This is a genomic window from Pseudomonas monteilii NBRC 103158 = DSM 14164 (assembly GCF_000730605.1).
Taxonomy (GTDB): Bacteria; Pseudomonadota; Gammaproteobacteria; order Pseudomonadales; family Pseudomonadaceae; genus Aquipseudomonas; species Aquipseudomonas monteilii.
In genome coordinates this window covers 1-20,117 of the sequence record NZ_BBIS01000055.1, presented here as the reverse complement: position 1 = coordinate 20,117, position 20,117 = coordinate 1, and the positions used below count along the sequence as shown (strand labels likewise).

At 62.3% G+C, this 20,117-nt stretch carries 21 protein-coding genes; 11 read left to right on the top strand and 10 right to left on the bottom strand.

Annotated elements, in window-relative coordinates; translation table 11 throughout:
* Window positions 1–19: 19 nt before the first annotated feature.
* The 3 genes from rpe to trpE all read left to right on the top strand — a co-directional run bounded on the left by rpe (window position 20) and on the right by trpE (window position 3,060).
* The gene (rpe, locus tag PM2_RS24885) at window positions 20–694 is read left to right on the top strand and encodes a ribulose-phosphate 3-epimerase (RefSeq protein ID WP_028699055.1); all 675 of its coding nucleotides are present in this window, start codon (window positions 20–22) and stop codon (window positions 692–694) included.
* Window positions 691–1,509, top strand: a complete 819-nt coding sequence (locus tag PM2_RS24880) for a phosphoglycolate phosphatase (RefSeq protein WP_016715784.1) — start codon at window positions 691–693, stop codon at window positions 1,507–1,509. Before rpe ends, PM2_RS24880 begins: the two co-directional genes overlap by 4 nt.
* A gap of 69 nt (window positions 1,510–1,578) precedes the next feature.
* The gene (gene trpE, locus PM2_RS24875) at window positions 1,579–3,060 is read left to right on the top strand and encodes an anthranilate synthase component I (protein WP_016715785.1); all 1,482 of its coding nucleotides are present in this window, start codon (window positions 1,579–1,581) and stop codon (window positions 3,058–3,060) included.
* A gap of 32 nt (window positions 3,061–3,092) precedes the next feature.
* Here the strand turns inward: trpE and estP are convergent, their stop codons facing one another.
* Window positions 3,093–4,973, bottom strand: coding sequence for an esterase EstP (gene estP, locus PM2_RS24870; RefSeq protein ID WP_028699054.1), 1,881 nt, complete (start codon window positions 4,971–4,973; stop codon window positions 3,093–3,095).
* Window positions 4,974–5,342: 369 nt separating this feature from the next.
* Between estP and PM2_RS24865 the strand changes: the two genes are divergently transcribed.
* From PM2_RS24865 to PM2_RS24850, 4 genes are all read left to right on the top strand, one after another.
* Window positions 5,343–5,936 carry an aminodeoxychorismate/anthranilate synthase component II gene (locus PM2_RS24865; RefSeq protein ID WP_016715787.1) on the top strand — a complete coding sequence of 198 codons (594 nt, stop codon included), beginning with the start codon at window positions 5,343–5,345 and terminating at the stop codon, window positions 5,934–5,936.
* 9 nt (window positions 5,937–5,945) lie between these two features.
* Window positions 5,946–6,995, top strand: a complete 1,050-nt coding sequence (trpD, locus tag PM2_RS24860) for an anthranilate phosphoribosyltransferase (RefSeq protein WP_028699053.1) — start codon at window positions 5,946–5,948, stop codon at window positions 6,993–6,995.
* Window positions 6,992–7,825, top strand: a complete 834-nt coding sequence (gene trpC, locus PM2_RS24855; RefSeq protein ID WP_016715789.1) for an indole-3-glycerol phosphate synthase TrpC — start codon at window positions 6,992–6,994, stop codon at window positions 7,823–7,825. The genes trpD and trpC overlap by 4 nt, the downstream gene beginning before the upstream one ends.
* A 105-nt stretch (window positions 7,826–7,930) precedes the next feature.
* Entirely contained in the window at window positions 7,931–8,635 is a 705-nt protein-coding gene (locus PM2_RS24850) for a lipoate--protein ligase family protein (RefSeq protein WP_016715790.1), read from the top strand.
* Here PM2_RS24850 and crp read toward each other — a convergent pair.
* Window positions 8,632–9,276, bottom strand: coding sequence for a cAMP-activated global transcriptional regulator CRP (gene crp / locus PM2_RS24845; protein WP_012270218.1), 645 nt, complete (start codon window positions 9,274–9,276; stop codon window positions 8,632–8,634). The genes PM2_RS24850 and crp overlap by 4 nt on opposite strands.
* Window positions 9,277–9,467: 191 nt before the next feature.
* Between crp and PM2_RS24840 the strand changes: the two genes are divergently transcribed.
* Entirely contained in the window at window positions 9,468–9,890 is a 423-nt protein-coding gene (locus PM2_RS24840; RefSeq protein WP_028699052.1) for an OsmC family protein, read from the top strand.
* A gap of 38 nt (window positions 9,891–9,928) precedes the next feature.
* On the opposite strand, the gene PM2_RS24835 is transcribed toward PM2_RS24840, so the two are convergent.
* From PM2_RS24835 to hemJ, 6 genes are all read right to left on the bottom strand, one after another.
* Window positions 9,929–10,969: a hypothetical protein gene (locus PM2_RS24835; protein ID WP_028699051.1), complete on the bottom strand. Its 1,041-nt coding sequence runs from the start codon at window positions 10,967–10,969 to the stop codon at window positions 9,929–9,931.
* A gap of 10 nt (window positions 10,970–10,979) precedes the next feature.
* Complete coding sequence (coq7, locus tag PM2_RS24830; protein ID WP_016715794.1) at window positions 10,980–11,627, bottom strand: 2-polyprenyl-3-methyl-6-methoxy-1,4-benzoquinone monooxygenase; 648 nt, start codon at window positions 11,625–11,627, stop codon at window positions 10,980–10,982.
* 65 nt (window positions 11,628–11,692) lie between these two features.
* On the bottom strand, window positions 11,693–12,031 hold the full coding sequence (locus PM2_RS24825) for a histidine triad nucleotide-binding protein (RefSeq protein ID WP_003255518.1): 339 nt from the start codon (window positions 12,029–12,031) through the stop codon (window positions 11,693–11,695).
* A 63-nt stretch (window positions 12,032–12,094) separates the two neighbouring features.
* Window positions 12,095–12,877: an SDR family NAD(P)-dependent oxidoreductase gene (locus PM2_RS24820; RefSeq protein WP_016715795.1), complete on the bottom strand. Its 783-nt coding sequence runs from the start codon at window positions 12,875–12,877 to the stop codon at window positions 12,095–12,097.
* Window positions 12,878–12,944: 67 nt separating this feature from the next.
* The gene (locus PM2_RS24815) at window positions 12,945–13,901 is read right to left on the bottom strand and encodes an NAD(P)H-dependent flavin oxidoreductase (protein WP_016715796.1); all 957 of its coding nucleotides are present in this window, start codon (window positions 13,899–13,901) and stop codon (window positions 12,945–12,947) included.
* 28 nt (window positions 13,902–13,929) lie between these two features.
* Complete coding sequence (gene hemJ, locus PM2_RS24810) at window positions 13,930–14,355, bottom strand: protoporphyrinogen oxidase HemJ (RefSeq protein ID WP_016715797.1); 426 nt, start codon at window positions 14,353–14,355, stop codon at window positions 13,930–13,932.
* 142 nt (window positions 14,356–14,497) lie between these two features.
* Here hemJ and argC point away from each other — a divergent pair, with 142 nt between their 5' ends.
* Together argC and erpA are read left to right on the top strand one after the other, a co-directional pair.
* Window positions 14,498–15,532: an N-acetyl-gamma-glutamyl-phosphate reductase gene (argC, locus tag PM2_RS24805; RefSeq protein ID WP_016715798.1), complete on the top strand. Its 1,035-nt coding sequence runs from the start codon at window positions 14,498–14,500 to the stop codon at window positions 15,530–15,532.
* A gap of 146 nt (window positions 15,533–15,678) precedes the next feature.
* The gene (gene erpA / locus PM2_RS24800; RefSeq protein WP_026020379.1) at window positions 15,679–16,029 is read left to right on the top strand and encodes an iron-sulfur cluster insertion protein ErpA; all 351 of its coding nucleotides are present in this window, start codon (window positions 15,679–15,681) and stop codon (window positions 16,027–16,029) included.
* Between the two features lie 59 nt (window positions 16,030–16,088).
* On the opposite strand, the gene PM2_RS24795 is transcribed toward erpA, so the two are convergent.
* Entirely contained in the window at window positions 16,089–17,180 is a 1,092-nt protein-coding gene (locus tag PM2_RS24795; RefSeq protein ID WP_016715799.1) for an anhydro-N-acetylmuramic acid kinase, read from the bottom strand.
* Window positions 17,181–17,183: 3 nt separating this feature from the next.
* Complete coding sequence (locus PM2_RS24790) at window positions 17,184–18,605, bottom strand: peptidoglycan DD-metalloendopeptidase family protein (RefSeq protein WP_019097613.1); 1,422 nt, start codon at window positions 18,603–18,605, stop codon at window positions 17,184–17,186.
* A gap of 213 nt (window positions 18,606–18,818) precedes the next feature.
* Here PM2_RS24790 and tyrS point away from each other — a divergent pair, with 213 nt between their 5' ends.
* Window positions 18,819–20,018, top strand: a complete 1,200-nt coding sequence (gene tyrS / locus PM2_RS24785; protein ID WP_016715801.1) for a tyrosine--tRNA ligase — start codon at window positions 18,819–18,821, stop codon at window positions 20,016–20,018.
* The last annotated feature ends 99 nt before the right edge of the window (window positions 20,019–20,117 follow it).

Sequence of the window (20,117 nt, the reverse complement as noted above, 5' to 3'; positions counted from 1 at the left end):
TTCTGCCAACAGGTGCGCCATGCAGCCCTACGCTATTGCCCCCTCCATTCTTTCCGCCGATTTCGCCCGCCTGGGTGAGGACGTCGACAAGGTTTTGGCTGCGGGTGCCGACATCGTTCACTTCGATGTCATGGACAACCACTACGTTCCCAACCTGACCATCGGCCCGATGGTGTGCACTGCCCTGCGCAAGTACGGCGTCACCGCGCCCATCGACGTGCACCTGATGGTCAGCCCGGTCGACCGCATCATCGGCGACTTCATCGAGGCCGGCGCCACCTACATCACCTTCCACCCGGAAGCCACCCAGCACATCGACCGCTCGCTGCAGTTGATCAAAGACGGTGGCTGCAAGGCCGGCCTGGTGTTCAACCCGGCCACCAGCCTGGACGCCCTGAAGTACGTGATGGACAAGATCGACATGGTGCTGCTGATGAGCGTTAACCCAGGCTTCGGCGGGCAGAAGTTCATCCCCGGCACCCTCGACAAGCTGCGCGAAGCGCGTGCGCTGATCGACGCCAGTGGCCGTGATATCCGCCTGGAAATCGACGGCGGCGTCAACGTCAACAACATCCGCGAGATCGCTGCCGCTGGCGCCGACACCTTCGTGGCCGGCTCGGCGATCTTCAACGCCCCGGACTACCAGGAAGTCATTGCCCTGATGCGCGCCGAACTGGCTCAGGCCCGCCCATGAGTGGCTTCGAGCAGCTGTTCCCGGGGACGCTGCCCAGGCTGGTGATGTTCGATCTGGACGGTACCCTGATCGACTCCGTGCCAGACCTGGCCGCCGCCGTGGACCGCATGCTGCTCGAACTGGGGCGCCCGCCTGCCGGCCTTGAGGCGGTGCGCCATTGGGTTGGCAATGGCGCCCAGGTGCTGGTGCGCCGAGCACTGGCGGGCGGTATTGAGCATGACGCTGTGGATGATGTGCTGGCCGAGCAGGGCCTGGCGCTGTTCATGGAAGCCTATGCCCAAAGCCATGAGCTCACTGTGGTTTATCCCGGCGTGAAAGACACCCTGCGCTGGCTGCAGAAGCAGGGTGTGGAAATGGCACTGATCACCAACAAGCCGGAGCGCTTCGTCGCCCCTTTGTTGGACCAGATGAAGATCGGCCGCTATTTCCGCTGGATCATCGGCGGCGACACCCTGCCGCAGAAAAAACCGGACCCGGCGGCGTTGCTGTTCGTCATGCAGATGGCCGGCGTTACCCCGCAACAAGCGTTGTTCGTCGGTGATTCGCGCAGTGATGTGCTGGCGGCCAAGGCGGCTGGCGTGCAATGCGTGGGGCTGACCTACGGCTACAACCATGGCCGGCCGATCCACGACGAAACCCCCAGCCTTGTGATCGATGACCTGCGCGCCTTGCTGCCCGGTTGCGAAGACCCGGCCACTGGGATAACGTTGGCGGACCTTCAAGCCTCACAAGACAGAGAGTCCACCGTGGCGGTTACTGGCAAATTCTGGATGAAAGTCATCAAGGCTCTGGCCCGTTGGCGTTGGCGCGCCTGACTTCTGCCTGCCGGCGTGTGCCGGCCCATCCGTTTGCCTGACTTATTGCTGCTTGCCACGAGGCTACTCATGAACCGCGAAGAATTCCTGCGCCTGGCCGCTGTCGGCTACAACCGCATCCCCCTGGCCTGCGAAACCCTGGCCGACTTCGACACGCCGCTGTCGATCTACCTGAAACTGGCCGACCAACCCAACTCGTACCTGCTCGAATCGGTTCAGGGCGGTGAGAAGTGGGGCCGTTACTCGATGATCGGCCTGCCGTCGCGCACCGTGATGCGCGTTCACGGCTACCACGTCAGCATCCTGCAGGATGGCATCGAGGTGGAAAGCCACGATGTCGAAGACCCGTTGGCGTTCGTCGAAAGCTTCAAGGACCGTTACAAGGTCGCCGACATCCCTGGCCTGCCGCGCTTCAACGGCGGCCTGGTCGGCTACTTCGGCTACGACTGCGTGCGTTATGTGGAAAAGCGCCTGGGCGCCAGCCCCAACCCGGACCCGCTGGGTGTGCCGGATATTCTGCTGATGGTGTCCGATGCCGTAGTGGTGTTCGACAACCTGGCAGGCAAGATGCACGCGATCGTGCTGGTCGACCCGGCTGAAGAGCAAGCCTTCGAACAGGGCCAGGCACGGCTGCAAGGCCTGCTGGAAACCCTGCGTCAGCCGATCACCCCGCGCCGTGGCCTGGACTTGAGTGGCCCGCAGGCCGCCGAGCCGGAATTCCGCTCCAGCTACACGCGTGAGGACTACGAGAACGCCGTCGGCCGTATCAAGGAATACATCCTGGCCGGTGACTGCATGCAAGTGGTGCCGTCGCAGCGCATGTCCATCGACTTCAAGGCAGCGCCTATCGACCTGTACCGCGCGCTGCGCTGCTTCAACCCGACGCCCTACATGTACTTCTTCAACTTCGGTGACTTCCATGTGGTTGGCAGTTCGCCCGAGGTGCTGGTGCGTGTCGAGGACAACCTGGTTACCGTGCGCCCGATTGCCGGTACTCGCCCGCGTGGAGCGACCGAAGAGGCCGACCGTGCGTTGGAAGACGACCTGCTGTCGGACGACAAGGAAATCGCCGAGCACCTGATGCTGATCGACCTGGGCCGTAACGACGTGGGCCGTGTGTCCTCGACCGGCAGCGTGCGGCTGACCGAGAAGATGGTGATCGAGCGTTATTCCAATGTGATGCACATTGTCTCCAACGTCACCGGCCAGCTGCGTGAAGGGCTGACGGCGATGGATGCGCTGCGGGCGATTTTGCCGGCTGGCACCTTGTCGGGCGCACCGAAGATTCGTGCGATGGAGATCATCGACGAACTGGAGCCGGTCAAGCGTGGGGTTTACGGTGGTGCCGTGGGGTATTTTGCCTGGAATGGCAACATGGACACCGCGATTGCGATCCGTACTGCCGTGATCAAGGACGGCGAACTGCATGTGCAGGCCGGTGGCGGCATCGTTGCCGACTCGGTGCCGGCGCTCGAGTGGGAAGAAACCATCAACAAGCGCCGCGCGATGTTCCGTGCGGTCGCCTTGGCTGAGCAGACTTCAGCCAAGTAAATGGATTGGGGCCGCCAAGCGGCCCCATCTATTCAGAAGTCCACGCTGATCCCCAGGCTCACCCCCTGCTGGGTCAATTCATCGCTCTTGCGCCAGTTGTAGTTTCCGCGCAAATGCACCCCTGCCACCACTTCATGGCTTACCCCCAGGCTCGCCCGGGTCAGGTCGCTGTGCGGCGTATACCCGGTCAGGGTGAAGTCATTCGCCGGCAAGCTGGTGAGGTGCATGGTCACATCCTGCCGGTCATCCTCGAACTCATGTTCCTGCGCCACTTCTGCGAACAGCCGGGTACTCGGCAGCACCTGCACACTGCCCTGCAAACCCAGGCCCAGGCGGCGTGACGTGCGCGCCTGGTCATCGAAGCCCAGCGCCGTCGAGCGACCACTCTTCTCGTCGTAACCATCCACCTTCACGCGCGCATAGTCGGCACTGATGAAGGGTGCCAGCTGCCAGTTGCTGCTGTCGGCTGCCAGATTGTAGCCCAGCCGCCCGGATATCGCCCAGGCCTCGCCATCAGTGTCGCCTTTTTCGCTGCGGTCATTCACGCCGAGGGCGAAGGTGCGCTTCAGGTCGCTGTAGTCCAGGTGCCCGGCGGTCAGCGCGGCATCCGCCCACCAGCGGTCCTGGCGGTATTGGGCAAAGGCGCTGGCCAGATAGCTGTTCAGCGTGTAGTCCGAGTCGTGTCCGCCGGCTTCCAGTCTCTGCCGGTATACGCCTCCCGCCAGGCCCAGGCGCCAGGCGTCGTTCAGGCGGTAGCTGCCCCCCACGGTCAGGTTGTAGCCGCGGCCATCGCCACTGGCCGCGCTGCTCTGGCCGTCGAAATCCAGGTCCTGGGCGCCGCTGGTGACAAAGGCTTGCCACTGGCCAACGGCCTGCCAGGGTGTTTGCCACTGGTTGCGCAGTTCGTCCTGGTGGGCACGCAGGCTTGTGTGGGCCATTTCCGGAAGAAGGGTCAGTTCCCATGGTGCGGAGAGGATCGAGTAGGCGTAATCGGCGATCAGTTGCTGGCCAGCGATGGTCGGGTGCACCAAGTCGTTGAACAGCAGCTTGGTCGGGTCTGGTGTTGTGCCGTTGATGCCGTACACCGGGTTTTCCACGCAACCTTCGCCGCTGTAGCAGGTACCCACCAGGTTCTGGCCGGTGGCCAGGCCGAACTGGCTGGGGCTGGCCAGTGCCTCGCTCAGCAGCATGGGCACGTTCAGCGGGATGATCTCGGCGTCAATTTGCCCCAGTTGGCTGAGCAGCGACTGGTTGAAGACACCAGACAGTAATGACAGGGGGTTCTGCTGCGGCGTGCCGCTGAAGTTCGGTGTTTGGCCAAGGTCCGGGAGCAGCCAGACCATGATGTAGCGGGCGCCACCTTGTTGCAGGGCCTGGGCGCTGGCGGCCAGGCGGGCACCGGCGGCTGCGGCATCGGCGGGGCTGTTGACCAGGCCCTGCAGGAAGTCATTACCACCACCAGTCAGGTAGTACAGGGCGTTAGGGTCGGCGCGCAGGCCGTTAGCCAGGTAGCCTGGCTTCTCCCGTAATACTTGCCCGGCGCCGGGGCGTCCTGGCGGGATGACCGTCTCGGAAGTGCTGGTGATCGAATCCAGGATCTGTTGGGTGGTGTAGCCACCGACTGCCCAGTTATTGCCGTCGGGAAGCCCCAATACCGGATTGAGAGGGGAGGTGGAAGGGCCAAGCTCGGTCGGGTTCACACCCAGCTGCCCGCCCAGGATCATCGGTGACACTGGCGCATAGTTGCCATTGGCATCGAGGTTGGTGAAGCGCACGCCGCCAAACTGCCCGGCATCGCTGAGGCTGTCGCCAAACACAATCATGCCGGAGTAGGGCGAGGGTGCCGCGAATGCCTGGCTGCAGGCTAATGCCAATGAGGCGAGGGTAAAGCGCAATAATGGGGCTTTTCGCATCAGGGAACATCCTTTTCTTTGTTTTTATGAGGTACTGCCCGATCGACCTTAGCAAATCGCCGTGCATCCCTCCCAAGTCCATTCGTTTCCCCGTGTTTACAGGCATATTGCGCCCGCCGCCCCGGTAAGCTACTGTGCCGGGACGTATGAGCGAGACCTATCCTGTGTTGATCGTCAGCAAACTCTTGATGCGCGTAATCAAGGCCCACGCCCGTTGGCGTTGGCGCGCCTGACTTTATCTCTTGCCGGCCCGCCCGGCCCGTCCCCGTTTGCCTTCTTCATTTTCTGCCCTTTGTGGCGAAGCTGTGCCCGTGACGGCAGCAAGAAGGTTCGAATTCTGAAGTCAGTAAGTCCAAGAGGTTTAACACCATGTTACTGATGATCGACAATTACGACTCATTCACTTACAACGTCGTTCAGTACCTGGGCGAGTTGGGTGCCGAGGTGAAGGTCATTCGCAATGACGAAATGACCATCGCCCAGATCGAAGCACTCAACCCTGAGCGCATCGTCGTATCCCCAGGCCCATGCACACCGAGCGAGGCCGGTGTGTCCATCGAGGCTATCCTGCATTTTGCTGGCAAGCTGCCGATCCTGGGCGTGTGCCTGGGCCATCAGTCCATCGGCCAGGCCTTTGGGGGTGACGTGGTGCGTGCCCGCCAGGTGATGCACGGCAAGACCAGCCCGGTGCATCACCGCGACCTGGGTGTGTTCACCGGGCTCAACAACCCGCTGACCGTTACCCGATACCACTCGCTGGTGGTCAAGCGCGAAACCTTGCCCGACTGCCTGGAAGTCACGGCCTGGACTGCGCATGAAGACGGCTCGGTCGATGAAATCATGGGCCTGCGCCACAAGACGCTGAATATCGAAGGGGTGCAGTTCCACCCCGAGTCGATCCTGACCGAACAGGGCCACGAGCTGTTCGCCAACTTCCTCAAGCAGACCGGCGGCCGCCGTTAAGGATCGAGCATGGATATCAAGAGCGCGTTAGGCCGTATCGTCGGCCAGCTGGACCTTACTACCGAAGAAATGCGCGATGTGATGCGCCAGATCATGACTGGCCAGTGCACTGAAGCGCAGATCGGTGCCTTCCTGATGGGCATGCGCATGAAAAGCGAAAGCATCGACGAAATTGTCGGTGCGGTTTCGGTCATGCGTGAACTGGCCGACAAGGTCGAACTGAAAAGCCTCGATGGCGTGGTCGACATCGTCGGCACCGGCGGTGATGGCGCCAACATCTTCAACGTGTCCACCGCTTCGTCGTTCGTCCTGGCGGCGGCAGGCTGCACCGTGGCCAAGCACGGTAACCGCGCGGTGTCGGGCAAGAGCGGTAGTGCCGACCTGCTGGAATCTGCCGGTATCTACCTGAACCTGACGCCCACCCAGGTGGCCCGCTGCATTGACAGCTTAGGCATCGGCTTCATGTTCGCGCAAAGCCATCATTCGGCCATGAAGCATGCTGCCGGCCCGCGTCGCGACCTAGGGCTGCGTACCCTGTTCAACATGCTCGGCCCGCTTACGAATCCGGCCGGAGTGAAGCACCAGGTGGTCGGCGTGTTCGCCCAGACCCTGTGCCGCCCGTTGGCCGAGGTACTGCAGCGCCTGGGCAGCAAGCATGTGCTGGTGGTCCATTCGAAGGACGGCCTGGATGAGTTCAGCCTGGCTGCCCCTACTTTTGTTGCCGAGTTGAAGAACGGCGAAATCACTGAATACTGGGTCGAGCCGGAAGACCTTGGCATGAAGAGCCAGAGCCTGCATGGCCTGGCTGTCGAGAACCCGCAAGCGTCGCTTGAGCTGATCCGCGATGCGCTGGGCCGGCGCAAGACCGAAAACGGCCAGAAGGCCGCTGAAATGATCGTGCTCAACGCGGGGGCTGCCCTCTATGCCGCCGATCACGCGATGACCCTGGCCCAGGGCGTGGAACTGGCCCACGATGTACTGCACACCGGCCTGGCCTGGGAAAAGCTGCAGGAGCTGGGTGCCTTTACTGCAGTATTCAAGGTGGAGAACGAAGCATGAGTGTGCCGACGGTGCTGGAAAGGATCATTGCCCGCAAGTTCCAGGAGGTGGCCGAGCGCAGCGCGCGCGTCAGCCTTGCCGAGCTGGAACGCCTGGCCAAAACTGCCGATGCCCCGCGTGGCTTCGCCAATGCGCTGATCGAGCAGGCCAAGCGCAAGCAGCCAGCCGTGATTGCCGAAATCAAGAAGGCTTCGCCGAGCAAGGGCGTGATTCGCGAGCACTTCGTGCCGGCGGAAATCGCGGTTAGCTACGAGAAAGGCGGCGCTACCTGCCTGTCGGTGTTGACCGATGTCGATTATTTCCAGGGTGCCGATGAATACCTGCAGCAGGCCCGGGCGGCGGTATCGCTGCCGGTTATCCGCAAAGACTTCATGGTCGACCCTTACCAGATCGTCGAAGCCCGGGCCTTGGGTGCGGACTGTGTGCTGTTGATCGTGTCGGCACTGGATGACGTGAAGATGGCCGAGCTGGCGGCTACGGCCAAGGATGTCGGCCTCGACGTGCTGGTGGAAGTGCATGACGGCGATGAGCTGGAGCGCGCGCTGAAAACCCTGGATACGCCGTTGGTAGGGGTGAACAACCGCAACCTGCATACCTTTGAGGTCAGCCTGGAAACCACACTCGACCTGTTGCCGCGTATTCCGCGTGACCGCCTGGCAATTACCGAGAGTGGCATTCTCAACCGGGCCGATGTGGAGCTGATGGCGATCAACGAGGTTTACTCGTTCCTGGTGGGCGAAGCGTTCATGCGCGCCGAGCAGCCTGGGCTGGAGTTGCAGCGGTTGTTCTTCCCGGAGCAGGTGAAGAAGACTGTTCAGCCACTGGACTGAATAAATGAAGCCGGCGTTTTTGCCGGCTTTTTTGTATGCCTGTCATGGCCTCTCGCGCCGGACCGCCGCGAAGAGGCCATCAATAACAACATCAAAGGTGGATCAATGACCGATCAACCCCTGGCCCTGACCGTCGAACAAGGCCTGCACGCCGAACAGGAACTGCTGGCCGCCGTGTGCCGCGGCGAACGCGACAGTGGCGTGCTGTTCTGGCGCCCCACCGACCATGCCCTGGTCATGCCCCGGCGCATGAGCCGTCTGGACAACTTTGAGGCCGCCTGCTCGGAGCTGGCGATTGCCGGCTGGCCGGTGCTGCTGCGTGAGACGGGCGGTGAGCCGGTACCGCAGTCGCATTCGACCGTGAACGTTGCACTGGTCTATGTCGCCCCGCGCAGCGAAGGTGATCATGGCCGCATCGAGAATGCCTACGAACGTTTGTGCCTGCCGCTGTGCGATGTGCTGCGTGAGTGGGGTGGGGTAGCTTCGGTGGGGGAAATCGACGGGGCGTTCTGCGATGGCCGCTACAACGTCAACCTCAACGGCCGCAAGCTGGTGGGCACTGCCCAGCGCTGGCGCCAAGGGCTGGGCGGCAAGCGCCCGGTGGTGCTGGTGCACGGTGCGTTGCTGCTGGACAACGAACGGGAGTCGATGGTGGCGGCGGTCAACCGCTTCAATGAATGCTGCGACCTGGAGCAACGCTGCCGCGCCGACGCGCACATCGCCTTGCATGAAGTGGCACCCGAGGCGCCCTGGTTCGAGCGCCTGTCAAAGGCTTACGCCAAGGTGCTGGCGGACCTGCCCAAAGACTAGCGGGTACCGTAGACCACCATGGTCTTGCCCTTGACCTGCACCAGGCTGCGCTCTTCAAGGTCCTTGAGGACGCGGCCGACCATTTCCCGAGAGCAACCGACGATACGGCCGATTTCCTGACGGGTAATCTTGATCTGCATGCCGTCGGGGTGGGTCATGGCATCAGGCTGCTTGCACAGCTCCAGCAGGCAGCGGGCAACCCGCCCGGTCACGTCGAAAAAGGCCAGGTCGCCGACTTTGCGCGTGGTGTTACGCAGGCGCTGGGCCATCTGGCTGCCCAGCGCGTAGAGGATTTCCGGGTCCTGGCGCGCCAGTTCGCGAAACTTCTCGTAACTGATCTCGGCCACTTCGCATTCGGTCTTGGCCCGTACCCAGGCACTGCGCTGCTGTTCACCTTCAACGGGTTCGAACAGGCCCAGCTCGCCAAAGAAATCGCCATTGTTGAGGTAGGCAATGATCATTTCATGCCCGTCGTCGTCTTCGATGAGGATGGTCACCGAACCCTTGATGATGAACGACAGTGTCTCGGCCCGGTCGCCGGCGCAGATGATGTTGCTTTTGGCGGTATAGCGGCGGCGCTGGCAGTGCACCAGCAGCTTGTCGATATTCTTGATCTTGGCGGGTAGGGCGGAGGCAACCATCACGAAATCCTGTTCGATACGACGCATAGGCTTTTTATAGAGGTTGGCTGGCGGCGAGCGCCAGTCATTTGGCGCCAGCTTATCAGACACTACAGGATGTTTCGGTACTAAACCGACACCTCTCGTACTTTTCCCACAGCTGCACAAGGTCTAAGCTGACACCCTTTTCCGAAAATCAGGAGTCCGGGTAGATGAAGGCACGTATCCAGTGGGCCGGTGAGGCCATGTTCCTCGGCGAATCGGGGAGTGGCCATGTCGTCGTGATGGACGGCCCGCCCGAGGCCGGCGGCCGCAACCTGGGTGTGCGCCCGATGGAAATGCTGCTGTTGGGCCTGGGTGGCTGCAGCAGCTTTGACGTGGTGAGCATCCTGAAGAAATCGCGCCAGGCGGTGGAAAGCTGCGAGGCCTTTCTGGAAGCCGAGCGTGCCAGCGAAGACCCGAAGGTGTTCACCAAGATTCACATGAATTTCGTGGTGAAAGGCCGTGCGTTGAAAGAAGCCCAGGTCAAGCGGGCGGTGGAGCTGTCGGCGGAGAAGTACTGCTCGGCTTCGATCATGCTCGAGCGTGCCGGGGTTGAGATTTCCCATGGTTACGAGATTGTTGAGCTGGGTTGACTTCGAGAAACCGGGGCTGCAAAGCAGCCCCGGCAATATCAGCGCCGAAGCGCCGGCAGTGCAGCTTGCATCCACCCTGGCAACCATCCTCGCATCATTTGGCTCAACCGCTCCCGCCGCTTCTGGTAAACCAGCCCCAGCCCGATAACCCCCAGCCCGATCAGGGTCAACACCACCGGGAACAGCAGCGATTCGGCAAACACCTCGTACGACAGGTACCCCAGGTAAGCCGCCACCCCCAGCGCCCCAAACACCATGAATACCGGCCTGCGCAACAGAACCGCCGTGCTCATCAACGCTACGTTGATCACGCAGTACATGGCCTTGCCCAACTCACTGCCGCTGTCCAGCAGCGTCAACCCGCCCCAGAATGCGGCCAGCCCGGCCAGGTAGCCCCAGCGGGCGTAGTCCTCTCGTGTGCGACCGTCTATCACCAGGAATACCACCAGCAAACCCAGCCCGAACCACAACGAAACCTCGCGGCGCTGCTCCCAGCTGAACGGCGAGCCGAAGAACCATTCGCTCAGGTCCATCGACATGAACCACAACGCCACAGCCATTGGCATGACAATGAACGGGTAGGGGATCAGCCGCACCATCAGTAGCCCGGCAAGCACTGTGGCCGCTTCCATCGCCAACCAGCCGCCCTGCACGTAGGTGTAGTACTGGTGATAGTTGGCTTGCGCGTCGTCCAGTGGCCACCAACCGGCCAGGCGTTCGATGGCGAACACTGCTAAGGGCACGATGCTGACGGCCACTGCGGCCAACACCCCGGCAGCGACAGGCTGGGCGCGCCGTTGCAGGTTGAGGGCGAACACTGTGAGCAACAGGATGTACAGGCTGGCGATGACCAGCAGGGCGATGTCACCGATGCGCATCCACGCCTCGGTGAGCAGCCAGCCCATGGCCGCCATGATCAGCATGGCGCCAAAGTAGAAGGCGACATGGGCCAGCTGGAAGCTGCCCCGGTGCGCCGGTTGCTGGCGCAGGAATGCAAGCAGCGCCTGGTCCTGGCCCGGCTGGAGAATGCCGGCTTGCACGGCGCGCGCCAGGTCCTTGGCGTCGAAACGGTCCGTCATGGTGATGCCTTCAGATGCGGTAAGTGCTCTTGGTCATGACCTTGGCCAGCAAGCTCATGCCAAAGCGGACCGGCGCCGGGAAGCGATAGCCGCCGGCTTCCAGGGCAGACTCGGCGTGCTGCTCTTCGTCGACGCGCATTTGTTCGAGAATGGCCCGGGATTTTTCATCTTCGTGCGGGATCTGCTCCAGGTGCTCGTCGAGGTGCTTGCACACCTGGTGCTCGGTGGCGGCGACGAAGCCCAGGCTGACCTTGTCGCTGACAAGCCCGGCGAGCGCGCCGATGCCGAACGACATGCCGTAGAACAGGGGGTTGAGCACGCTCGGGTGGCTGTTCAGCTGGCGAATGCGTTGCTCGCACCAGGCCAGGTGGTCCACTTCTTCCTCGGCGGCATGCTCCATGGCCTTGCGCACTTCGGGCAGCTTGGCGGTCAGGGCCTGGCCCTGGTACAGCGCCTGGGCGCACACTTCACCGGTGTGGTTGATACGCATCAGCCCGGCGATGTGGCGGGTCTGCTGCTCGTCGAGGTCGACGTCTGGCTGGACGATGGCCGGCGATGGCCGGGCGGGTTGGCCGCTGAAGGGCAGCAAGGTGCGCATGGCGGTATCGGCCTGCAGCAACAAGCGGTCGAGCGGCGAGTAGTGACGTTCGGTAGCCATCGGGCACCTCCGCAAGAATGTGCCCGACAGTTTACCGCAATAGCGGCGGGGTCGCTTGCCGTGGATCAGCCCGGTGGCCAGTTCATCTGGCGCTGGCCAAGCACATGCATATGGATGTGGTAGACAGTCTGGCCGCCTTTCGGGTTGCAGTTCATGACCACGCGGAAACCTTCCTCGCAGCCTTGCTCGACTGCCAGACGCTGGGCAGTGAACAGGATGTGGCCAGCCAGGGCCTTGTCTTCTTCGGTCAGGTCATTGAGCGTGCGGATGTGCTTTTTCGGGATGACCAGAAAATGTACCGGTGCCGCGGGTGCAATGTCCTTGAAGGCCAGGATCTGGTCGTCTTCGTAGATGATATCCGCCGGGATTTCCCGGTTGATGATTTTGAGGAAAAGATCGTCCACAGCACTTGCTCCATGGTGAGGGTCGGGCCGAGTGTACTCAGCCGGGCGCCGCTCGCCCAGTGGCTATTCCATGCCGACCGGGCAATAGCGGCGGTGGATGGCCCCGGCCAGCTTGCGCAGCAGCCAGCGTGGCAGCAGGCGTGGGGCGAATGCCAGCCAGCGGTTGCGCCGGCCGGGTAGGATCAGTGCGCGGTTCTTGTCCAGCGCACGCACGGTGTACAACGCCACTTCCTCGGGGCTCAGGCAGCGTGGTTTGCCATCGAGCCGCGGTATGCGTCGGCGTGAGGAGCGGACCGGGCCGGGGCATAGCACCGAAACCTTGATGCCGGTGCGCTTGAGTTCTTCGCGCAGGGCCTGGGAAAAACTCAGTACATACGCCTTGCTGGCGGCATAGGCTGCCATCCATGGGCCAGGGGCGACCCCGGCCAGGCCCGCGACGTTCAGGATCTGCCCGCCGCCCTGAACGGCCATCAGGTTGCCGATGGCGTGACACAGGCGGCTCAGGGCCAGTACGTTGACCTCCAGCAGGTCCTGCTCGTCGGCCCACTCATGGGCCAGGAACGGCCCGTAGGTACGCAGGCCGGCGCAGTTTACGAGCAGGTCGATACGCCGCTCGCCTTCTTCCAGCTCCAGCACGAAGCCAGACAGGCGTAGCGGCTGGCTGAGGTCGCAGGCGCGAAACAGTACCTCGACACCAAAGCGTTGGGTCAGCTCGATGGCCACCGGTTCCAGCGTTTCTCGCTGGCGTGCCACCAGGATCAGGTTGCGCCCGCGCCGTGCCAGGGCTTCCGCCAGGGCCAGGCCCAGGCCGCTGGAAGCACCGGTGATCATGGCGTAACGGGTCATGCAAGGCTCCTGGGACCGGAAGAGGGCGCCTAGTGTACAGCTTGGCCGGGCAAGGTGTTGCCTTTTGCTACAAGGTGCGGGCGCGCAGGGCCTGGCAGCGTTCCAGTGCCTCCCGGTACTCGCTGTGCAGGCGCTCGATCAGGGCGCGGGCACTGGGCAGGTCGTCGATACCACCGACGCCCTGGCCCGCCGACCAGACGGTCTTCCAGGCTTTGGCTTCGTCGTCGATCGGTTTGAGCTTGCCCTGTTCGTGGCTGCTCTTGAGGGCATTCATGTCATAGCCGGCCTGCTCCAGGCTCGGGCGCAGGAAGCTGGCAGGGATGCCGGATACTGCCGGGGTGTGGATGATGTCTGCCGCGTGGGCGCTCAGCAGCATCTGCTTGTAGGCGTTCTGGGCATGGCTTTCTGCCGTGGCGATGAAGCGCGTGCCCATGTAGGCCAGGTCAGCGCCCAATAGTTGCGCAGCCAGGATCTCATGGCCGTGGTTCATGCAGCCGGCCAGCAGCAGGGTCTTGTCGAAGAACTGGCGAATCTCCGCAGCCAGGGCGAACGGGCTCCAGGTGCCGGCATGGCCACCCGCACCAGCGGCGACAGCGATCAACCCGTCCACGCCTGCTTCAGCAGCTTTTTCGGCGTGGCGGCGGGTGGTGACATCGTGGAACACCAGCCCACCGTATCCGTGCACCGCATCGACCACCTCCTTCACTGCGCCAAGGCTGGTAATGACGATTGGTACGCGGTGCTCTACGCACAAGGCCAGGTCGGCCTGCAGGCGCGGGTTGGTCGGGTGAACGATCAGGTTGACCGCGTAGGGCGCGGGTGTCTGAAGTTGTCCCAGGCCTGCCTCGATCTCTTCCAGCCACGCCTTGAAGCCGGCGCTGTCACGCTGGTTCAGGGCCGGAAAGCTGCCCACCACGCCGTTGGCGCAGCAGGCCAGTACCAGTCGGGGGTTGGAGATCAGGAACATCGGTGCGGCAACCACGGGCAGGCGCAGGCGTTGTTCGAGCGAGGCGGGTAGCGACATGGCAAAGCTCCTTGTGCGGGTGGCTATGTCAGAACGGTTTGACCACCACCAGAATTACGATACCCAGCAGGAACAGCACAGGTACTTCGTTGAACCAGCGATAGTAGACGTGGCTGCGGGTGTTGTTGCCGCTGGCGAAGCGTTTGCGCTGGGCGCCACACATGTGATGGTAGCCGGTCAGCAGGATGACCAGGGTCAGCTTGGCATGCAGCCAGCCCTGGCTCAGCCAGCCGGGGGTGAGGTACAGCATCCACGCACCGAACACGTAGGTGGCGATCATCGCCGGGTTCATGATGCCGCGGTACAGCTTGCGCTCCATGGTCACGAAGCGGTCCTGGCTGATGCTGTCCTGGCTTTGGGCGTGGTAGACGAACAGCCTGGGCAGGTAGAAAAGGCCGGCGAACCAGCAAACCACGCTGACGATATGCAGCGCTTTGATCCATAGGTAGAGCATGGAGGGAGTTCCTTCAGGTATTCACGGTCGTCAGATAGTAGTGGTCAAGCGCCCGAAGGGTCACCCGAAGAGTTGTTACAGGCGCCTTGCGCCCCTATTATCGTGCGCTTTCCAGACGGCTCGTTGATAAGGGGCAAGCGTTATGATCAAGGTCGGTATCGTCGGCGGCACGGGTTACACCGGCGTCGAACTGTTGCGTCTGCTGGCACAGCATCCACAGGCCGAAGTGGCGGTCATCACTTCGCGCTCCGAGGCGGGCGTGGCGGTGGCGGACATGTACCCGAACCTGCGCGGCCACTATGACGGGCTGGCGTTCAGCGTGCCGGACAGCAAGACCCTGGCTGCCTGTGACGTGGTGTTCTTCGCCACCCCGCACGGTGTCGCCCATGCACTGGCCGGTGAGCTGCTGGCAGCCGGCACCAAGGTGATCGACCTGTCGGCCGACTTCCGCCTGCAGGATGCCACCGAGTGGGGCAAGTGGTACGGCCAGCCGCACGGTGCTCCAGAGCTGCTCAAGGACGCGGTGTACGGCCTGCCTGAAGTCAACCGTGAGAAAATCCGCCAGGCGCGCCTGATTGCAGTGCCGGGTTGCTACCCGACCGCCACCCAGCTGGGCTTCCTGCCGCTGCTGGAAGCGGGCCTGGCCGACCCGTCGCGCCTGATCGCCGACTGCAAATCGGGTGTCAGCGGTGCTGGCCGTGGTGCGGCAGTGGGTTCGCTGTTCTGCGAAGCCGGCGAAAGCATGAAGGCCTACGCGGTCAAGGGCCATCGCCACCTGCCGGAAATCAGCCAGGGCCTGCGCCTGGCCGCTGGCAAGGACATCGGCCTGACCTTCGTGCCGCACCTGACGCCGATGATCCGTGGTATCCACGCCACCCTGTACGCAAATGTCGTCGATACCTCGGTCGACCTGCAGGCGCTGTTCGAGAAGCGCTACGCCGATGAGCCGTTCGTCGACGTGATGCCAGCGGGCAGCCACCCGGAAACCCGTAGCGTGCGCGGCGCCAACGTCTGCCGCATTGCGGTTCACCGCCCGCAGGGTGGTGACCTGGTGGTGGTGCTGTCGGTGATCGACAACCTGGTCAAGGGCGCGTCGGGCCAGGCGGTACAGAACCTGAACATCCTGTTCGGCCTGGACGAGCGCATGGGGTTGTCCCACGCAGGCCTGCTGCCGTAAGCATCCTTGCTTTGAAAAGGCCCGCGTCGTGCGGGCCTTTTTGTATGTCGCGACTAAAGCCGCACAATTCTTGACCGATTTTCTCGGGAAAGCGGATAATGCGCGTCATCGAGTTTTAAGACGGCTACCGCGCCGGGAGAATCAACATGAGCGTCGAAACCTTCACCCCTACCGGTCTGGAGTTCACCCATGGGGCAGCCCAGAAAGTGAAGAACCTGGTCAATGAGGAAGGCAATGACCGTCTGAAGTTGCGGGTGTTCGTGACCGGTGGCGGTTGCTCGGGCTTCCAGTACGGCTTCACGTTCGATGAGGATGTGGCCGAAGACGACACCATCGTCGAGCGTGAAGGCGTGTCGCTGGTGGTCGACCCAATGAGTTTCCAGTACCTGGCCGGCGCCGAAGTGGATTACCAGGAAGGCCTGGAAGGCTCGCGTTTCGTGATCAAGAATCCGAATGCCGCCACCACTTGCGGTTGCGGGTCTTCGTTCTCGATCTGAGGCCTGGCCCTATGAAAACGCCGCGCAATTGCGCGGCGTTTTGCTTTCTGGCGTAGCGGTTAGGCCGGGTAGATTGCGCCCAGTACGCGCAGGCCCTTGGCGGCAGTGACGCTGGGGCGGTTGGCGGGGATGCCTTCCAGGCAGCAATGGGCCAGCCAGGCAAAAGCCATGGCTTCTACCCAATCAGGGTCAACGCCGTGAGCGCCAGTGCTGGTGACGCGGGCTTCAGGTAACAACTGGCCGAGGCGGGCCATCAGTGCACCGTTGCGTGCGCCGCCACCACATACCAGCAGTGCTTCGGTGCCTTGTTGGGCATTGATCAGTGAGTCGATGATGCTGCGTGCGGTCAGCTCAAGCAGTGTCGCCTGTACATCCTCATCGCGGTAGGCAGGCAGGCGGGCCAGGTGGCCATCCAGCCAAGCCAGGTTGAATACCTCGCGGCCCGTGCTCTTCGGGCCGCTACCGGCGAAGAACGGGTCGGCCAGCAATGCGTTGAGCAAGCCGGCCTGCACCACTCCAGACGCTGCCCAGGCACCATCGGCATCATAGGCCTGGCCGTGCTTGCGCTCGATCCAGGCATCCAGTAACACGTTACCGGGGCCGCAGTCGAAACCGTGGACCGGCTTGTCTTGCTCGATCAGGCTGAGGTTGCTGAAACCGCCCACGTTCAAGACTGCCAGATGCTTGCCGAGATGGCCGAAAAGGGTTTCGTGGAAGGCCGGCACCAGCGGCGCACCTTGACCACCGGCAGCCACATCGCGCCGGCGGAAGTCGGCGACCACGCTGATGCCGGTAAGCTCGGCGAGCAGTGCCGGGTTACCGATCTGAACAGTAAAGCCGCGCGCAGGCTCGTGGCGAATGGTCTGGCCGTGGCTGCCGATGGCGCGGATGGCATCGGCCTGCAGGCCCTGGCGAGCCAGCAGTTGGCGGATGCCTTCGCCTGCCAGGGTGGCCCAGCGATTTTCCGCCAGTGCCGCACGAGCGATCTCGTCAGGGCCGCTGCTACATAGCGCAAGCAGTTCCTGGCGCAGGTCGCCGGGCATTGGCAGGTAATGGGTGGCGAGCAGTTCAGGCTGCTCGCCTTGTTCGATCAGGGCGATGTCCAGGCCATCGAGGCTGGTGCCGGACATTACCCCCAGGTAGAGCGCCATGGCTTAGCGCTTGTTCGCTGCGAGCAGGGTGGCCTTTTCCTGATCCATGCGGGCGATCAGCGGCTGACTCTGCTGCAGGAAGCGCTGGCGCTCGTTCTTGGCGATCGGGTCGGCCATCGGTACCTTCTGGCTCAGCGGGTCGACGTGCACGCCATTGACCTGGAACTCGTAGTGCAGGTGTGGGCCGGTGGACAGGCCAGTGGTGCCGATGTAACCAATGATCTGACCCTGCTTCACGGTGCTGCCGGTCTTGATGCCTTTGGCAAAGCCCTGCATGTGGCCGTATAGCGTTTTGTAACGGTTGCCGTGCTGGATGATCACGGTGTTGCCGTAACCGCCACGGCGCCCGGCCAGTTCGATGCGGCCGTCACCCGCTGCCTTGATTGGCGTACCGCGTGGGGCGGCGTAGTCGACGCCTTTGTGGGCACGGATCTTGTTCAGGATCGGGTGCTTGCGGCCGGCGGAAAAGCGCGAGCTGATGCGGGCAAAGTCCACCGGGGTACGGATGAATGCCTTGCGTAGGCTGTTGCCGTCGGCGGTGTAGTAGGTAGTGTTGCCCTGCTTGTTGGTGTAGCGCACGGCAGTGTAAGTTTTGCCCCGGTTGGTGAAGCGGGCGGACAGGATATTGCCGGTGCCGACGACCTTGCCGTCCATCACCTTCTGCTCGTAGACCACGTCGAATTCATCGCCTGGGCGAATATCCTGGGCGAAGTCGATGTCGTAACCCAGCACGCGGGCCATGTCCATGGTCATGCTGTGAGACAGGCCGGCGCGCTGGGCCGAAGCCGACAGCGAGCTTTTGATCACGCCATGGGCATAGGCGGTACGCACGACCGGCTTGCTGATTTCACGGTTGAAGGTATAGCCCTTGGCGGTTTTGGTCAGGCGAATGGTTTCGAGGTTGCTGACTTTGCTGTGCAGGCTGGCCAACTGGCCGTCCTTGTCGAGCTCGAACTGCAGCACCTGGCCGTGCTTGAGCTGGCTGAACTGCTTGGCCTGCTTGTTGCTGGCCAGCAGGTCATGCACTGCATTGGCCGGCAGGCCAACCTTGGCAAAAAGGGTGGACAGCGTGTCGCCACGGGCCACGGTGACTTCGCGGTGGCCAGGTTCCTTGGCTGCTTCGGCGACCGGCTCGTCGGCAGGGGCTTGCTGTTCGGCCTTCTGTGTTTCGGGGGGAGTGTCTTCGATCTGGGCGAAGGGCGAGCCTTGCTCATCTTGTGCCTGCACCAGAGGCGCAGCGCGGGATTCGTCTTTCAATTGCTCGGCAGGGCTTTCCAGCTCGAGGTTGAGGGTGGTTTTCTTGGCTTCCACTTCGCTGGAGGGAAATACCAGCAAAGCCAGGCTGAGCAGGGCGGCGATGCCGCTGGCGGCCAACAGATGGCTCTTCGGATAAAGCGGGGGCGCTTTAGGCGGTTCGTTGGTCATGGGCAAGGTGACTTTGAAAAAGGTGAAATGGAAAAGATGAATGACATGATGAAGATGAAATAACTGTATAAAATATAACCAAATCCATTTTCACGCAAGGGCGCGTAGACGCCGCAACCCCGTGTTCGGGTCACATTCCTTTGCGAAACTTGTAATTGACGGCCGATCTTGTATGGTTGGCTCCCCCTGAATCTGAGCCTTGCGGGTTTGTCTATGAAGTCGGTTGAAGAGCAGCTTGCGCTTATCAAGCGCGGTGCGGAAGAAGTACTGGTCGAGTCGGAACTGGTGGAGAAGCTCAAGCGCGGCCAACCTCTGCGCATCAAGGCCGGCTTCGACCCGACCGCGCCCGACCTGCACCTTGGCCACACGGTGCTGATCAACAAGCTGCGCCAGTTCCAGGAGCTGGGCCATCAGGTCATCTTCCTGATCGGTGACTTCACCGGCATGATCGGTGACCCGAGCGGCAAGAGCGCCACACGCCCGCCGCTGACCCGTGAACAGGTGCTGGACAATGCTGAGACCTATAAGCAGCAGGTGTTCAAGATTCTCGACCCGGCCAAGACCGAGGTCGCGTTCAACTCTACCTGGATGGACAAGCTGACCCCGGCCGACTTCATTCGCCTGGCGTCGCAGTACACCGTGGCGCGCATGCTGGAGCGCGACGACTTCGACAAGCGCTATACCACCAACCAGCCAATTGCCATTCACGAGTTCCTTTATCCGCTGGTGCAAGGCTATGACTCGGTGGCGCTGAAGGCGGACGTCGAGCTGGGTGGTACCGACCAGAAGTTCAACTTGTTGATGGGGCGCGAGCTGCAGCGCGCCTATGGCCAGGAAGCGCAGAACATCGTGACCATGCCGCTGCTCGAAGGGCTCGATGGCGTGAAGAAGATGTCCAAGTCGCTGGGCAACTATGTCGGCATCCAGGAAGCGCCGGGGGTGATGTACAGCAAGCTGGTATCGATCCCGGATACCTTGATGTGGCGCTACTTTGAGCTGCTGAGCTTCCGTTCGATGGAAGAGATCGAGCAGTTCCGTGCCGATGTCGCCAACGGTGCCAACCCGCGTGACATCAAGATCAAGCTGGCTGAAGAGATTGTGGCGCGCTTCCATGGTGAAGAGGCTGCGGCCAATGCTCACCGCGCTGCGGGTAATCGCATGAAGGAAGGTGAGCTGCCTGAAGATCTGCCGGAGATCGAAGTGGCTGCGGCCGAAGACTTGCCAATTGCTGCCGTGCTGAACCGGGCTGGCCTGGTGAAGAACTCGGCGCAGGCGCGGGACCTGCTGAGTGGTGGTGCGGTGAAGGTTGATGGCGCAGTGGTCGACAAGGACTTCATCTTTGTTCTCGGTGCCACTCATGTGTGCCAGGCGGGCAAGAAGTCGTTTGGCCGGGTTACCCTCAAGGCTGAGTGATTGTCTGATGGTGTAGCTATATAGAAGCGGGGAGGCCGGTAGGCCTCCCCGCTTTGTTTTTCAGCGATATTAAGGTTTGTTGAAATTAAGGGTTGACGC

Coding starts and splice junctions, on each gene's coding strand:
- rpe (WP_028699055.1), top strand. CDS start 20: ATGCAGCCCTACGCTATTGCCCCCTCCATTCTTTCCGCCGATTTCGCC.
- PM2_RS24880 (WP_016715784.1), top strand. CDS start 691: ATGAGTGGCTTCGAGCAGCTGTTCCCGGGGACGCTGCCCAGGCTGGTG.
- trpE (WP_016715785.1), top strand. CDS start 1,579: ATGAACCGCGAAGAATTCCTGCGCCTGGCCGCTGTCGGCTACAACCGC.
- estP (WP_028699054.1), bottom strand. CDS start 4,973: ATGCGAAAAGCCCCATTATTGCGCTTTACCCTCGCCTCATTGGCATTA.
- PM2_RS24865 (WP_016715787.1), top strand. CDS start 5,343: ATGTTACTGATGATCGACAATTACGACTCATTCACTTACAACGTCGTT.
- trpD (WP_028699053.1), top strand. CDS start 5,946: ATGGATATCAAGAGCGCGTTAGGCCGTATCGTCGGCCAGCTGGACCTT.
- trpC (WP_016715789.1), top strand. CDS start 6,992: ATGAGTGTGCCGACGGTGCTGGAAAGGATCATTGCCCGCAAGTTCCAG.
- PM2_RS24850 (WP_016715790.1), top strand. CDS start 7,931: ATGACCGATCAACCCCTGGCCCTGACCGTCGAACAAGGCCTGCACGCC.
- crp (WP_012270218.1), bottom strand. CDS start 9,276: ATGGTTGCCTCCGCCCTACCCGCCAAGATCAAGAATATCGACAAGCTG.
- PM2_RS24840 (WP_028699052.1), top strand. CDS start 9,468: ATGAAGGCACGTATCCAGTGGGCCGGTGAGGCCATGTTCCTCGGCGAA.
- PM2_RS24835 (WP_028699051.1), bottom strand. CDS start 10,969: ATGACGGACCGTTTCGACGCCAAGGACCTGGCGCGCGCCGTGCAAGCC.
- coq7 (WP_016715794.1), bottom strand. CDS start 11,627: ATGGCTACCGAACGTCACTACTCGCCGCTCGACCGCTTGTTGCTGCAG.
- PM2_RS24820 (WP_016715795.1), bottom strand. CDS start 12,877: ATGACCCGTTACGCCATGATCACCGGTGCTTCCAGCGGCCTGGGCCTG.
- PM2_RS24815 (WP_016715796.1), bottom strand. CDS start 13,901: ATGTCGCTACCCGCCTCGCTCGAACAACGCCTGCGCCTGCCCGTGGTT.
- hemJ (WP_016715797.1), bottom strand. CDS start 14,355: ATGCTCTACCTATGGATCAAAGCGCTGCATATCGTCAGCGTGGTTTGC.
- argC (WP_016715798.1), top strand. CDS start 14,498: ATGATCAAGGTCGGTATCGTCGGCGGCACGGGTTACACCGGCGTCGAA.
- erpA (WP_026020379.1), top strand. CDS start 15,679: ATGAGCGTCGAAACCTTCACCCCTACCGGTCTGGAGTTCACCCATGGG.
- PM2_RS24795 (WP_016715799.1), bottom strand. CDS start 17,180: ATGGCGCTCTACCTGGGGGTAATGTCCGGCACCAGCCTCGATGGCCTG.
- PM2_RS24790 (WP_019097613.1), bottom strand. CDS start 18,605: ATGACCAACGAACCGCCTAAAGCGCCCCCGCTTTATCCGAAGAGCCAT.
- tyrS (WP_016715801.1), top strand. CDS start 18,819: ATGAAGTCGGTTGAAGAGCAGCTTGCGCTTATCAAGCGCGGTGCGGAA.